Below are 13503 nucleotides of genomic sequence, written 5' to 3' on the forward strand. Positions count from 1 at the left end.
CTCCTATTTACAAACACCACATCGTTTACAGCCTTGTACACACGGCGGTGTATACGCTTCATCGACGGAGCGCTTCCATTCCATTTCAAGATAACCCTCGTCCATCCCCATGTCGAGATGACTCCATGGTAAAAATTCATCAAAGCTACGTTCACGATAGTTCATCTCGTCCATATCTAGGCCTGCTGCCTTCATTTCAGCCTTGAAGGACTTACTGCCACGATCTGCTGCACATGCCGCAAGAACAGCGCCAAGACGGCGATCACCACGAGCTAGTACACCTTGGATATATGCCTCTTTAGGTGATTCAACGAGCACCTCGATACGACGATTCTTTTGCAATGCTTTTTTAATATATTGCAGTTTTTTCTCTACCGTTTTTTGATTATCCATAGCCATCCATTGGAATGGTGTAAAAGGCTTCGGAATAAATGGATTGATACTGAGCGTTAAACGACCTTTACAGCCTACCTCAGCCATATGGGCTTGTGTCCGTTCTGCAAGTCCTACAATTGCTTCAATATCCTCGTCAGTTTCCGTTGGCAACCCAATCATGATGTAAAGTCGCATATGTTGAATACCAGACTTAGCTGATAAAGTGGCAGCATTTTTTAAATGCTCTTCGCTAATTCCCTTATTAATTACGCGCCGCAACCGCTCACTACCTGTTTCTGGCGCAATAGTAATCGTCTTTTGGCCACTGTCCGCTAAACCGTCTACTACGGCTTGTGTTAAGGAGTCCGCCCGCAAAGATGCACAAGAGTATCGCATATCTTTAGAGCGAATATAATTAACTAATTCATCTACCTCTGGATAGTCGGAGATAGCAGCCCCCATGAGGCCTACCTTTTTACCTAATTTCTCTGCTCTATCTACGCCTTCTTTTAATATTTCCAAAGGTCGTACGCGAGGTACACGGAAGCAATAGCCTGCCATACAGAATCGACAATGACGTCCACAGCCACGGGCCACCTCGATGATGTACATGGCTCCAAACTCGGTATAATTTGTAGCCACTACGGTTTCACCACCGCTAGTGAGCATTTCAAAATGACGTTTAATCGTTTTCGGTACACCTTCTGCGATATCATAACCTTTAAATTCGCCCTCTTCACTGTAAATTGGCACGTACAAGGACGGTACATACACACCAGATTCATTTGCTAATTGGCGTAAAATAGCGTGGCGATCTAAGCCTTCTAGTTTGCCATCTCGAATAATATCGAGCACTCGACTAACGATGCCTTCCCCTTCACCGATGATAAAAGCATCGATAAAGTCCGCAAAAGGCTCTGGATTAAAGGTAGCACAAGGGCCACCGGCAATGACGATAGGATCGAACTCTGTACGGTCTTTCCCCATAATTGGTACACGACCATGACGCAACATAAGAGGAATGTTGAAATAGTCCATCTCAAAGGTCACGTCAAAGGCCACTACATCAAATTGATGCATAGGCCGCTGTGTTTCAACACTCATCAATGATGTCTTAGTTTTATCGTACGCTTCCAATTCCTTCTTCTCAGGTAAAAAGATGCGTTCGCATACGCTATCATGACGTAAGTTGATTTCCTCATAAATAATGTGGAGGCCTAGATTACTCATGCCAACGAAATATGTATTAGGATAGACGATGGCAACCTTTTGCTCTGCATGCGGGTTAATAGTTACGCGGCTATCTTCATCTTTATAAAGTTCTTGTAATCGATCAATTAAATCTTTACGGTTCACTAATTTCCTTTCTATATAAGCCCACTACGAATAGTGGGCTTAAAAACATTTTATATATCGTTTGTATGTCTATATTTGTATGTCTATAAGAGTAGTATATAATACTTATCTTAACTATACTATAAGACCAAGAAACATTACAATTTAGATTTCAATTTATCCTTTGTATGAGAGGTCTTATCTTTAAGTGTTTTTACAATTTGAGGGCGATGTTTTTTTTCATAAGGGTAAATAACAACTTCCCCATCTTTGTATTCTGCAATGTATACATCCTTAATTTTATAGCCTTGCTTTTCAACTTCTTCTTCTAGCCAATCCTGGCCTTTTTCAATTATATCTAATGTAAAATGGTTAATTTGACCATCATCAATAAGGTCAAATTTAATATTCTCATCACCAAATTGAACTACGCTGAGCTGACCATTTTGCTCCAATACAGCACGCTTAACATCCGTAACATATTGAACACCTGCTGTACGAAGCTTTAACTTAAGCTCCGCCGCTTGAATGCCATAACGCATACATTCTTCTGTTAAGATATGACCATTTTCAATAACAATTACAGGATGTCCATCCAAAATAGTTTTAAAGAATCGGAAATTTCCTTTTAAGAACTTAAGCGTCATTACAAGTATAGTCCATAAAATGAGGACTAACATAAACTGTAAAATACCGATTTGGTCATTGTAAATAATGGCACCGATAATACCACCAAGTACATAGTTTTGTAATTGGTCCAAAGCAGAGGTTGGCGCTAAGTTGCCCTTCCCCATTAAGTTGATTTGTAAGATAATCGCCAAGAGACCGATGGCGAGTTTGGCAAAGACCATTCCATAGACGGCCATAGCTTCTGTCATTTACGCTCCTCCTTATGGTAATACGTCCGCTTTATCATGAATACGCTCTGTTGGGCTCACCTTATACACACGAGTAATTGTATAGGTTGAAAATTCTGGATTAAACTGAACCTCATAATAATCATCGCTTACCTTTAAAATCATACCATTGCGAATTTTTAAGGAGTTGACTGCTAATTGCTCACTTGGTACAGAACGATCAGCACTAAAAGAATGTAAAAATTGAGCCATACGAGAGGAGTCTTCAGAATATGTTTTCATTCGATTATACTCTTGATACTCAAGGCCTAAGAAAAATACCACTATCAAAGACAAGATGACCATTAGGTCACGATAACGACTGGTAAAGCCATTTCGCAGAACTTGTATGCCCAAAACGAGTAGTGCTAATAAAACAGCAACAAAGATAATAAAGCCCCATGTTTGGCCCCCTACAGCCAAACTTTCAACATAGGATAATGTGTAGAAATCCATATCGTTCTCCTTTCATAGATTACTTTTTATTATACCATACCTTATGCCAATATTTTCGATATAACAATGTATAGTACCAAGAAATATATTATAAAACGATAAAAAAGCGACCCCCTTAGGAGTCGCTTTGGTATGCTTTATCTTACAAGAGATTACTATATAATACTCTTATTTTAACCAGCTCATCAAGTTGCGAAGTTCTGCACCAACTGGTTCGATTGGATGGTTAGCAGCTGCTTCACGGTGTTCTTTAAGGAATTTTTGACCATTTTTGGAATCAGCCAAGAATTCGTCAGCAAATTTACCAGATTGGATATCAGCCAAGATTTGTTCCATAGCTTTTTTAGTATCTGCAGTAATTACGCGAGGACCTGCATGGTAGTCACCATATTCAGCAGTGTTGGAAATGGAGTGGCGCATTTTTTGGAAGCCACCTTCGTAGATAAGGTCTACAATCAATTTCATTTCATGCAAGCATTCGAAGTAAGCATTTACAGGTTCATAACCAGCTTCTGTTAATACTTCGAAACCAGTTTTGATCAATTCAGTAACACCGCCACACAATACAGCTTGTTCACCGAAGAGGTCTGTTTCAGTTTCAGATTTGAAGTTAGTTTCCAAGATACCGGAACGGCCACCGCCGATACCAGATGCCCATGCCAATGCAACTTCTTCAGTGTCGCCAGATGGGTCTTTTTCTACAGCGTACAAGCAAGGAACACCGGAGCCTTCTTGGTATGTACGACGAACTAAATGACCAGGGCCTTTAGGAGCTACCATGAATACGTTTACGTCTTCACGAGGAACGATTTTGCCAAAGTGAATGTTGAAACCGTGAGCAAATGCCAAGTATGCGCCTTCTTTTAAGTTAGGAGCAATATCATTTGTATAAACGTCAGCTTGTAATTCGTCTGGAATCAATACCATAACGATGTCAGCGCCTTTAACTGCTTCAGCAGTTTCTTTTACAGTAAGACCAGCTTCTTCAGCAGCTTTCCAGCTAGAAGAACCACCGCGAAGACCGATTGTTACGTCCATACCATTTTCTTTCAAGTTCAATGCATGAGCATGACCTTGGGAACCGTAACCTAAAACTGTAATTTTTTTGCCTTCCAATTTGCTCAAATTACAATCTGCATCATAATAAACTGTAGTACCTAAAATTTTACCTGCCATACTAGACAACCTCCAAAATATATTCAATAGAATATTTAATATATATACTGTACACAATCTCACAAATAAATGCAAGATTTGTAGTGTATATCGTAATTTATCGAATAGTCAAATAGACTAATCTACAACTTAAATTTGTACCCTTTTTGTATTAAGAAAAAATGAATTATCCCAATTTTAGCTCTTATTTAACTATAATCCATGGGCGATTTTTCTCCCATACAACAGATACATCAATACCAAATACGTCGCTTAGAATTTCATCTGTTAAGATGTCCCGCTTCTTGCCTTTATACACAATGAGGCCATCTTTAATAATAGCTACATGTGTAATACTGGGCATAATCTCTTCAATTTGATGAGATACATAAATAAAAGGCTTATGTTCCTCTCGTGCCATATTCTCAACAGTTGCTAAGAATTGCTCGCGAGCAGGCAAATCAAGACCAGAGCAAGGCTCATCTAAAATAAGCAAATCTGGATTAGCCATAATAGCGCGTGCTAATAATACGCGGCGCTGTTCACCAGCGGACAAGGTATGAAATCTATGGCCTTCCAAATAGGACAAACCAAACTCGGATAATAATTGCAGTCCTCGTTCACGCACCTCAGGCTCTACCTGTTGATAAATACCAATACTATTAAAAGCACCAGAAATAACAACATCTTCTACCACTTGTTTATCCAGTGTAGACTGGAATTGTCCAAGCGCCGAACTAACAAAGCCTAATCGAGCCTTGATCTTAGGCCATGCATATTTGCCAAATTCATGACCAAATACGCGTAATAGACCTGTTGTGGGAATTTGATACGCTGGAATCATGCTGAGCATCGTCGATTTACCAGCCCCATTGAGACCTAATAAGGCCCAATTCTCCCCTTCTTCAACATGCCAATTAATGCCTTTTAAAATTTCTCGGCCGTCACGACGAAACTTGACGTCTTCATAATGGAGTAATTCACTACTCACACAATCATCTCCTAAATCTTTTCTCCACGGCTCATTGCGGTAATGCCAGTTTTGGCAATTTCAAGGACACCATAGGTTTCCATAATTTGAATGAAGCCGCGCAATTTTTCTACGCTACCAATTACTTCGATAATCATAGAAGTAGGAGAAATATCAAGCACATTGCCACGATATACATCGGCAATTTGTACAATTTGAGATCGTGTTGCAGCAGTTGCTTTTACCTTGATAAGCATTAACTCACGGCATACCACATCATGATCTTCAAAAACTTTAACTTTTACAACATCAATGAGCTTGTAAATTTGTTTTTGAATTTGGTCTAAGATGCGATCATCTGCCTCAACGGTGAGGGTAATACGAGCGTAGCCTGGTGTATTTGTAATACCAGATGTCATCTTTGTAACATTAAAACCGCGACGGTTAAAGAGTGCCAATATACGTGCACCAATGCCTGCTGTATTTTTTGCAATTACTAAGACTTGATGTTCTCTCGCCATTATAGCACCCCTTTCTTGCCCATCATACCACTTACGGTACCGCCAGCTGGAATCATCGGCAATACATTATCTTCTCTTGCTACACGGCAATCCAAGATGATACTTTCATCAGATATAATGAAAGATTTAAATTCTTTATTGAAATCCTCTACATTATCGATACGAGCGGCTTTCAAATCAAAGGCATCTGCCAGTTTCAAGAAGTCTGGGCTCACTTCCAAATCTACATAAGAATAACGGCGATCATTAAAGATTTGTTGCCATTGACGAACCATGCCAAGGTAACCATTATTAATGATAACAATCTTAATTGGTAAATTATATTGGCGAACCATCATGAGTTCTTCGAAGGTCATTTGGAATCCACCATCACCAACAACAAGGATAACTTGTTTATGAGGTGACCCCACTTGAGCCCCAATTGCAGCTGGTAAACCATAGCCCATGGTACCTGCACCACCAGAGGTAACAATGGTATGAGGTTTTTTATGAGTTAAGAATTGAGCCGCCCACATTTGATGTTGGCCTACGTCAGTTACAATAACTGCATCCTCTTTGGCAATCTTGTTAAGTTCAGATAATACGTATTGTGGATGTAATACACCATCTTTAGATTCAGGAATTACCATAGGATATTCCGCTTGCCATTCACGAATTTGTGCAATCCACGCTTCATGAGTTGTAGGTTCTACAAGCGTATTAAGTTCAGATAAAACTCGCTTCAAGTCACCTACAATTGGTACGTTAATAGTAACGTTTTTATCAATTTCTGCTGGGTCGATATCGATATGAATAATTTTAGCTTTTTTACAGAAGAAATCTGGATGACCTGTAATGCGGTCGTGGAAACGAATACCGGCTGCAATAACAAGGTCTGCTTCTTCAGTACTATTATTAGCCGCTACAGAGCCATGCATACCCACCATACCAAGAGCAAGCTCATGGTTCCCTGGGAAACCACCAAGGCCAACCAATGTATTTGTTACAGGAATTTGAGCCTTTTCTGCCAATTCCTTTAACTCATCCATAGCGCCAGATTTCAATACACCGGCACCGGCAATGATGAGCGGACGCTTCGCATTTTTAATAAGTGTAGCCGCTTTCTTAATTTGCCCTTGATGACCTTTATAGGTTGGATCATACCCTTCAAGATGGATAGGTACTTCATATAATTTATTGTATTCTGTCATGGATATTTTTTCTGTTTGAACATCCTTAGGAATATCGATAAGAACTGGCCCTGGACGACCTGTACTAGCAATAAAATACGCTTCTTTAATGATGCGAGGTAAATCGCGAATATCTTGAACAAGATAGTTATGTTTTGTAATCGGCATGGTAATACCTTGGATATCTGCTTCTTGGAAAGAATCCTTACCAATAAACGGACGACCAACCTGACCAGTAATGGCCACCATAGGTACAGAATCCATGTAAGCAGTCATAATACCTGTAACAAGATTAGTTGCACCAGGACCGGATGTAGCGAGGCATACCCCTACTTTTCCAGATACGCGTGCATAACCATCTGCTGCATGGGCTGCACCTTGTTCATGGCGAACAAAATAATGTTTAATTTCAGGGAAGCTATAAATTTCATCATAAATTGGAATTACCGCGCCACCTGGATAACCGAACATGTCGGTTACACCAAGGCGATGCAATGTTTCAAGGACAATGCGTGCCCCATTGATTGTTTCTGCGCTCATAGGAACCCTTTCGACCAGCTATTCAGATAAAATCTCGCTGGAATTTAATCGTTTAATAATGTAACCATTATTTTTGAAAGTATCAATAATGTGTTTGATGTGTTCTTCACCATTTGTTTCTACAGTCACTTGCAATTCCACTTCGTGGAAGCGATCAAGGTTTTTAAACTGATTATGATCAAGTTTAATAACGTTTGCATCTGCATCTGCAAGCATTTGAGATACAGCAACCAATTGACCTGGTTTATCTGGAAGGTTTACAGAGAAAGTGAAGATACGACCACGCAATACGAGACCTTTATTGATCATAGAGGAAATTGTAAGTACGTCGATATTACCACCACTAACAATGGCTACTGCCTTTTTGCCTTTACAGTCTAATTTTTTTAGACCTGCTAATGGTAAAATACCGGAGTTTTCTGCTACTAATTTATGTTTTTCTACAAGCAACAAAAATGCTTCCATCAATTCGTAATCAGAGACAGTAACAATTTCATCTACATATTTCTTAATATATTCTAATGTAGTTTCGCCGATTTGACGTACAGCTGTACCATCTGCGATAGTTGCCACCTCACGAAGTGGTACAGGATGATCTGCTTTTAACGCAGCAATTGCACTTGCTGCACCTTCAGGTTCTACACCAATAATTTTAATGCTAGGATTTTTTAATTTTGCAGCAGCTGCGATACCAGAAACAATACCGCCACCACCAACAGGAACTAGCAATACATCCGCATCAGGCAATTCCTCAAGAACTTCTAATGCAATTGTACCTTGCCCTTCGATAACATCTTCGTCATCAAAAGGATGGACGAACACATATCCGTGCTCTTGTTGTAATTCCATCGCTTTTTGGTAAGCTTCATCATAAATTTCACCATGCAGAACGACTTCTGCACCATATTGTTTTGTGGCATTCACCTTAATGAGAGGCGTATGCTTTGGCATGACGATTGTCGCTTTAATGCCTAGACGTTTTGCAGCAAGAGCCACACCTTGCGCATGGTTACCGGCAGACGCGGCAATAACACCGCGCGCCTTTTCTTCTTCTGTTAATTTTGCAATTTTATTATATGCACCACGAACCTTAAAGGAACCTGTTATTTGCAAGTTTTCTGGCTTGATATATACATCATTGCCACTTTCATCGGAGAACACATCACTGTGAAGCAGTTTTGTTTTTACAGTAATTGTGCTAAGTCTCTCACGAGCTTCCATAAAATCATACAACTTATGCATGTGTACCATCTCCTCTAGTTAGTATTAATGAAAGTCTACTATTAGTCTTCAAATACTTCGATAGCACCTTGTGCTGCAGAGGATACGTGAAGAGCGTATTTTTTTAGATATCCAGTTACATTGGATTTGAATGGTTTCAATGCTGCTTTACGGCGAGCGATTTCATCGTCAGATACAGCTAATTCCAATTTGCCATTTGGAATATCGATGTTGATGATATCACCATCTTCAACAACAGCGATTGTGCCACCAGCCGCAGCTTCTGGAGATACGTGACCAATGGATGCACCACGTGTAGCACCGGAGAAACGACCGTCAGTCAACAATGCTACATCTTTATCAAGACCCATACCTGCGATCATGGATGTTGGTGTTAACATTTCACGCATGCCAGGGCCGCCTTTAGGACCTTCGTAACGGATAACTACCACATCACCTTTTACGATTTTACCGCCTGTAATAGCTTCAACAGCTTCTTCTTCGCTGTTGAATACTTTTGCTGGGCCAGAATGAACGAGCATATCTTCATCTACGGCACCTGCTTTTACAACGGAACCGTCTACAGCAAGGTTACCTTTAAGAACGGCAATACCACCTGTTTCATGAACAGGATTATTCCAAGGATGAATAACATCTTCATCAGTTACATGAGCTACCGCTGCAATTTCACCTTGTGTTTTAAGAGCTACAGTTTTGCAGTCTGTATGTAAACGACCATTTTCTGCTAAACGTTTCAACACAGCAGATACGCCACCTGCAGCATACAAGTCTTCGATGAAGTATTTACCAGATGGAGAAAGTTTGGACAATTGAGGTGTGTTTTGTGCAATGCGATCGAAGTCGTCCAAGGACAATGGTACACCTGCTTCGTGAGCGATAGCTGGCAAATGAAGTGCTGTATTAGAGGAACCACCCAAAGCCATATCTAGAGCTACTGCATTTTCAAAGGCTTCACGTGTCATAATGTCTTTAGGACGAAGGTTTGCTTTCAATACCTCTACGGCTTGCATACCTGCTAATTTAGCAAGACGTAAACGTTCAGAGTATACTGCTGGAATTGTACCATTGCCAGGAAGGCCCATACCAAGAGCTTCTGTTAAGCAGTTCATTGTATTAGCTGTGTACATACCAGAGCAAGACCCACATGTAGGACATGCTGTATTTTCGATTTCAGCTAACTCAGCATCACCCATTTCACCAGTTTGATGTTTACCTACTGCTTCGAATACATCAGACAAACCGATTTTTTTGCCATTATGTACACCTGCAAGCATAGCACCACCAGACACGAATACGGATGGAATGTTTAGACGAGCTGCAGCTATCAACATACCAGGTACTACTTTATCGCAGTTTGGAATGAACACCATAGCATCAAACGGTGTTGCCATAGCTGTTGCTTCGATGGAATCAGCGATGATATTACGAGTTACCAAGGAGTATTTCATACCGATGTGGTTCATCGCCAAGCCGTCACAAATACCAATTGTATTGAACTCGATTGGCACACCACCTGCGTTGCGAATGCCGTCTTTTACGGCTTGTACAATATTTTTCAAGCCCACGTGACCAGGGATAATTTCATTGAAAGAGTTCGCAATACCAATGACTGGTCTGCCCATTTCTTCATCAACAAAACCAAGAGCTTTTAGCAAAGATCTATGTGGTGCACGTGCTACGCCTGTTTTTAAATTGTCACTTCTACAACTCATGTTAATCTCCTCACTTTTCTTGAAAGTATCCACTTGGATGCCTTTCAACTGAATAAAAAAAGACGATTCATATGAATCGTCTTAAAAGTTTACAAATGATATTCCTTTTGTTTACAGAATTCCTATATACATAAACGACCTATGTATCCCTTGGAATAAATACACATAAGAAACAAACCGTATAGTCAATTCTTATTGATTGTATATTAAACCATTCGTGGAACTTCTAAGACAAAAACGTGTTAAGTTGTTGTTCATAATTCGAATGTCTTTAATAATCACGACGAGCGCGATAATCAACAAGCTAATGACTAAACCCAACATGTTTCCTCCTAAAGTAATCTGTAATCATAAAATAATAATAACACTTTATATAATGTCGTGCAATAAATATTCTATAGATTTATTATATAAATTTTTAAAGTTTACCATATATAAAAACTATAGCAATAACAATAATACACTACCTATCTAATACACATAGAAAATAAATCGATAACAAACTACTAAACAGATAGCGCAAACAAAAAATCCCCCACTACCGTGAGGGATTTTTGAATATTATAGAATACCGAATAGCCACATGCCAAGGGTACCGCCCCAGAAGTGAATTAAGAAGCTAACCACAGAAATAGCAAGACCTACACGCCACCATGTTCCTTGCGGTACATAGCCTGCACCGAAGAAGATTGGTGTTACACCAGAGCTGTAATGCGTTAATGTACAGCCAGGGCTGTTCATCAAACCAAAGAGCAAAATGGTAAACGGAATTGGTGCCCCCATTGCTACCAAGATAGCTGCAAAGGCGGAGAATAACGCTGTAATACGAGCTGTACCACTGGCAAAGAAATATTGAGAGTATACAAAGGTTGCAGAGATAATGAAGGATGCCCAGAACCAATCAATACCTACAAGATGTTGACTTACAAAATCAGCAAATACTGCAACAACACCGAGCTTGCCAAGTAAACCAGCCATACCAACGAGGGTACCCATCCAGATTAGAATATCCCAACCTGTGCGTTCACCTAGAATATCTTCCCATGTAAGGGAGCCTGTAACTACACAAGCAAGTACGCCCATCATAGCAACTACAGTAGGATGTAACTTCGTCCAAATCGCTGTGGACCACAGCAAAATACAAAGTACAAAAATAATAGCCACTGAAATTTCAGCCTTTGTAATAGGACCTAGTATATCTAGCTCTTTTTGGGCCATTACCGCTGCTTGAGGTGTCTCCTTGATTTCAGGTGGATAGATTTTATAAATAAACCAAGGCATCAAAATCATGCAAATTACACCAGGGATGACACCTGCTTGGAACCATTCCCACCATGAAATATCATAGCCAAACAATTTTGCACCTAAGGATGTAATCAATAAGTTACCACTACAAGCAGTTAAGAAGATTGTTACAGTAATGGTGTTTATCGTATGAGCCGTTGTCATCAAGTATGCCCCAATACGACGTGCCGTACTACCATTTGGCTCAGAATCAAAGGCTAACGAAATGTTTTGTACAATTGGGAAAATAATACCGCCTCCACGAGCCGTATTAGATGGCGTGGCAGGAGAAATAATAAGATCCGTACAAGCCAATGCATAAGCTAACTTTAAGGAACTAGTACCAAAGGACCGAATCAAAGTATACGCGATACGCTTACCAAGGCCAGAATTAATAATGCCTCTAGAAAAGAATACAGCTGCTACGATAAGCCATACATTGGCTTCAGCGTAACCACCTAATGCTTGCACCATGGTAATAGAATTTGTTGCTACCGCAGCAACAATACCAAAGAGTGCCATAATACCTGTTGGCCAAGGTCGTAAAATAAAACCTACAATTGTAGCCGTGAAGATAGCTAATAAATGCCATCCTTCAGGCTTAATCGCCTCCGTGTGAGGCAAGAACCAAATTACAAGTCCTACCAGTACCGTCAGTGCGGCGCGTGTAAAGGTATTCATAGAACCTCCCTATCAAACTACACATATCAATAGTTACTGTTGATTATAAAAAACTATATGGCGGTCATCACACATAACCGCCATATAAATTAGCAACTTTCCAAAAATTCTTTAATCTTTGGATTAGAGCGCAATGTATCCATCTCTTCAGGGGTTAATAATTTTACCTTGTCCCGATCTTGGTTAACTAAGCAAAGGAACCCGATATAATCGCCTTTATTAGCCCGAAATTGATGTATCGTTTTACCTGGAATTTCAATAAAATCACCAGCTTCTACATCATGGATTTCATCGCCTAATAAGACTTGCCCCTTCCCACGGAATATCATAACCATATGTGTATGTTCATGATATTCAAGCGTAGAATACCCACCTGGCAAGCATTCAAAGTAGCGGAATTGGCATGGAATATCAAAGGCCCCATCGTATAAAACTTGACGTGTTACATCTTTAAAAGGGCTACCATCTTGTTTATATACCAAGGTATCGACGCCATCCCACTTGAAATTTTTAGCATCAAACTTGCGTATCATTTTATTACCTCTTTATGAAAAAAGGCTGCATCGAAACAGTGTTTCAATACAGCCCTATGGGTTCGATTATTTGAAGAAACGTTTCAATGTTCCTAGTAAACCATGACTATGTTCTTGTACACCATCTGCAACGCTTTCTACTTCAAAGCCTGTACGTTCAATAGCTTTTGTAATAACATCAACAGATGCTTTTGCTGGATCAAAAGAAACAGTCGCTGTTTTCTCTGGCAAATTTACCTCTGCGCTCAAAACGCCAGGTAAACCAAGGGATGCACCTTCAACAGTTTCTTTACAGTTATTGCACATCATACCAGGTACAGTAAATACCTTTGTTACAACGCCATTATCTTCACCGCAACCACAATCTTTACACATAGTGATACCTCCTATTAATCATTAGATTCTTTATGTTTATCGTCGTTTTTAGCCCCTGCTGTTACGTCGATAGTAGTCGCCTTTTTAACGGCTTCTTTCGTTTCATCAACAGCTTTTTTAGGGCCCGAAATAGCATCTTTAAATTCATTGATGCCCTTACCAATAGCTTTACCTACTTCAGGTAATTTACCAGGTCCGAAGATAACTAAAGCGATCACTAATATAACTATTAATTCAGGTGTTCCTATAGATCCCATAT

13 protein-coding genes are annotated in these 13503 nt (G+C 39.9%); all 13 read right to left on the reverse strand.

Going from position 1 to position 13503, the window contains the following annotated elements; genetic code table 11:
* Positions 1–3 precede the first annotated feature (3 nt).
* Positions 4–1731: a radical SAM protein gene (locus VCHSUH04_RS00310; RefSeq protein ID WP_105084898.1), complete on the reverse strand. Its 1728-nt coding sequence runs from the start codon at positions 1729–1731 to the stop codon at positions 4–6.
* Between the two features lie 137 nt (positions 1732–1868).
* Positions 1869–2588, reverse strand: a complete 720-nt coding sequence (locus tag VCHSUH04_RS00315; protein WP_105084899.1) for a DUF421 domain-containing protein — start codon at positions 2586–2588, stop codon at positions 1869–1871.
* Positions 2589–2600: 12 nt separating this feature from the next.
* Positions 2601–3062, reverse strand: a complete 462-nt coding sequence (locus VCHSUH04_RS00320) for a DUF3290 family protein (protein WP_105084900.1) — start codon at positions 3060–3062, stop codon at positions 2601–2603.
* Between the two features lie 168 nt (positions 3063–3230).
* Positions 3231–4238, reverse strand: coding sequence for a ketol-acid reductoisomerase (ilvC, locus tag VCHSUH04_RS00325; RefSeq protein WP_105084901.1), 1008 nt, complete (start codon positions 4236–4238; stop codon positions 3231–3233).
* 184 nt (positions 4239–4422) lie between these two features.
* Complete coding sequence (locus VCHSUH04_RS00330) at positions 4423–5208, reverse strand: ABC transporter ATP-binding protein (RefSeq protein WP_105084902.1); 786 nt, start codon at positions 5206–5208, stop codon at positions 4423–4425.
* Between the two features lie 11 nt (positions 5209–5219).
* Positions 5220–5708 (reverse strand): acetolactate synthase small subunit, encoded by a 489-nt coding sequence (gene ilvN, locus VCHSUH04_RS00335; protein WP_024066649.1) that lies wholly within the window; start codon positions 5706–5708, stop codon positions 5220–5222.
* Complete coding sequence (ilvB, locus tag VCHSUH04_RS00340) at positions 5708–7417, reverse strand: biosynthetic-type acetolactate synthase large subunit (protein WP_105084903.1); 1710 nt, start codon at positions 7415–7417, stop codon at positions 5708–5710. The genes ilvN and ilvB overlap by 1 nt, the downstream gene beginning before the upstream one ends.
* An 18-nt stretch (positions 7418–7435) precedes the next feature.
* Positions 7436–8659, reverse strand: coding sequence for a threonine ammonia-lyase (gene ilvA / locus VCHSUH04_RS00345; protein WP_105084904.1), 1224 nt, complete (start codon positions 8657–8659; stop codon positions 7436–7438).
* 41 nt (positions 8660–8700) lie between these two features.
* Positions 8701–10371 carry a dihydroxy-acid dehydratase gene (ilvD, locus tag VCHSUH04_RS00350; RefSeq protein ID WP_105084905.1) on the reverse strand — a complete coding sequence of 557 codons (1671 nt, stop codon included), beginning with the start codon at positions 10369–10371 and terminating at the stop codon, positions 8701–8703.
* A gap of 561 nt (positions 10372–10932) precedes the next feature.
* Complete coding sequence (locus tag VCHSUH04_RS00355) at positions 10933–12336, reverse strand: DASS family sodium-coupled anion symporter (RefSeq protein ID WP_024066645.1); 1404 nt, start codon at positions 12334–12336, stop codon at positions 10933–10935.
* Between the two features lie 89 nt (positions 12337–12425).
* Positions 12426–12869 carry a cupin domain-containing protein gene (locus VCHSUH04_RS00360; RefSeq protein WP_024066644.1) on the reverse strand — a complete coding sequence of 148 codons (444 nt, stop codon included), beginning with the start codon at positions 12867–12869 and terminating at the stop codon, positions 12426–12428.
* A gap of 66 nt (positions 12870–12935) precedes the next feature.
* The gene (locus VCHSUH04_RS00365) at positions 12936–13244 is read right to left on the reverse strand and encodes a heavy-metal-associated domain-containing protein (protein WP_024066643.1); all 309 of its coding nucleotides are present in this window, start codon (positions 13242–13244) and stop codon (positions 12936–12938) included.
* A 14-nt stretch (positions 13245–13258) separates the two neighbouring features.
* Positions 13259–13501, reverse strand: coding sequence for a twin-arginine translocase TatA/TatE family subunit (locus VCHSUH04_RS00370; RefSeq protein ID WP_024066642.1), 243 nt, complete (start codon positions 13499–13501; stop codon positions 13259–13261).
* Positions 13502–13503: the final 2 nt, after the last annotated feature.

It is taken from the genome of Veillonella sp. T14073-2 (assembly GCF_002959875.1).
In the GTDB taxonomy this organism is placed as follows: Bacteria; Bacillota; Negativicutes; order Veillonellales; family Veillonellaceae; genus Veillonella; species Veillonella infantium.

Excerpts from the sequence above, each read along its gene's own strand:
- VCHSUH04_RS00355 (WP_024066645.1), bottom strand. The coding sequence starts at position 12,336 with ATGAATACCTTTACACGCGCCGCACTGACGGTACTGGTAGGACTTGTA.
- VCHSUH04_RS00315 (WP_105084899.1), bottom strand. The coding sequence starts at position 2,588 with ATGACAGAAGCTATGGCCGTCTATGGAATGGTCTTTGCCAAACTCGCC.
- ilvC (WP_105084901.1), bottom strand. The coding sequence starts at position 4,238 with ATGGCAGGTAAAATTTTAGGTACTACAGTTTATTATGATGCAGATTGT.
- VCHSUH04_RS00370 (WP_024066642.1), bottom strand. The coding sequence starts at position 13,501 with ATGGGATCTATAGGAACACCTGAATTAATAGTTATATTAGTGATCGCT.
- VCHSUH04_RS00360 (WP_024066644.1), bottom strand. The coding sequence starts at position 12,869 with ATGATACGCAAGTTTGATGCTAAAAATTTCAAGTGGGATGGCGTCGAT.
- ilvD (WP_105084905.1), bottom strand. The coding sequence starts at position 10,371 with ATGAGTTGTAGAAGTGACAATTTAAAAACAGGCGTAGCACGTGCACCA.
- ilvB (WP_105084903.1), bottom strand. The coding sequence starts at position 7,417 with ATGAGCGCAGAAACAATCAATGGGGCACGCATTGTCCTTGAAACATTG.
- ilvA (WP_105084904.1), bottom strand. The coding sequence starts at position 8,659 with ATGCATAAGTTGTATGATTTTATGGAAGCTCGTGAGAGACTTAGCACA.
- VCHSUH04_RS00320 (WP_105084900.1), bottom strand. The coding sequence starts at position 3,062 with ATGGATTTCTACACATTATCCTATGTTGAAAGTTTGGCTGTAGGGGGC.
- ilvN (WP_024066649.1), bottom strand. The coding sequence starts at position 5,708 with ATGGCGAGAGAACATCAAGTCTTAGTAATTGCAAAAAATACAGCAGGC.
- VCHSUH04_RS00365 (WP_024066643.1), bottom strand. The coding sequence starts at position 13,244 with ATGTGTAAAGATTGTGGTTGCGGTGAAGATAATGGCGTTGTAACAAAG.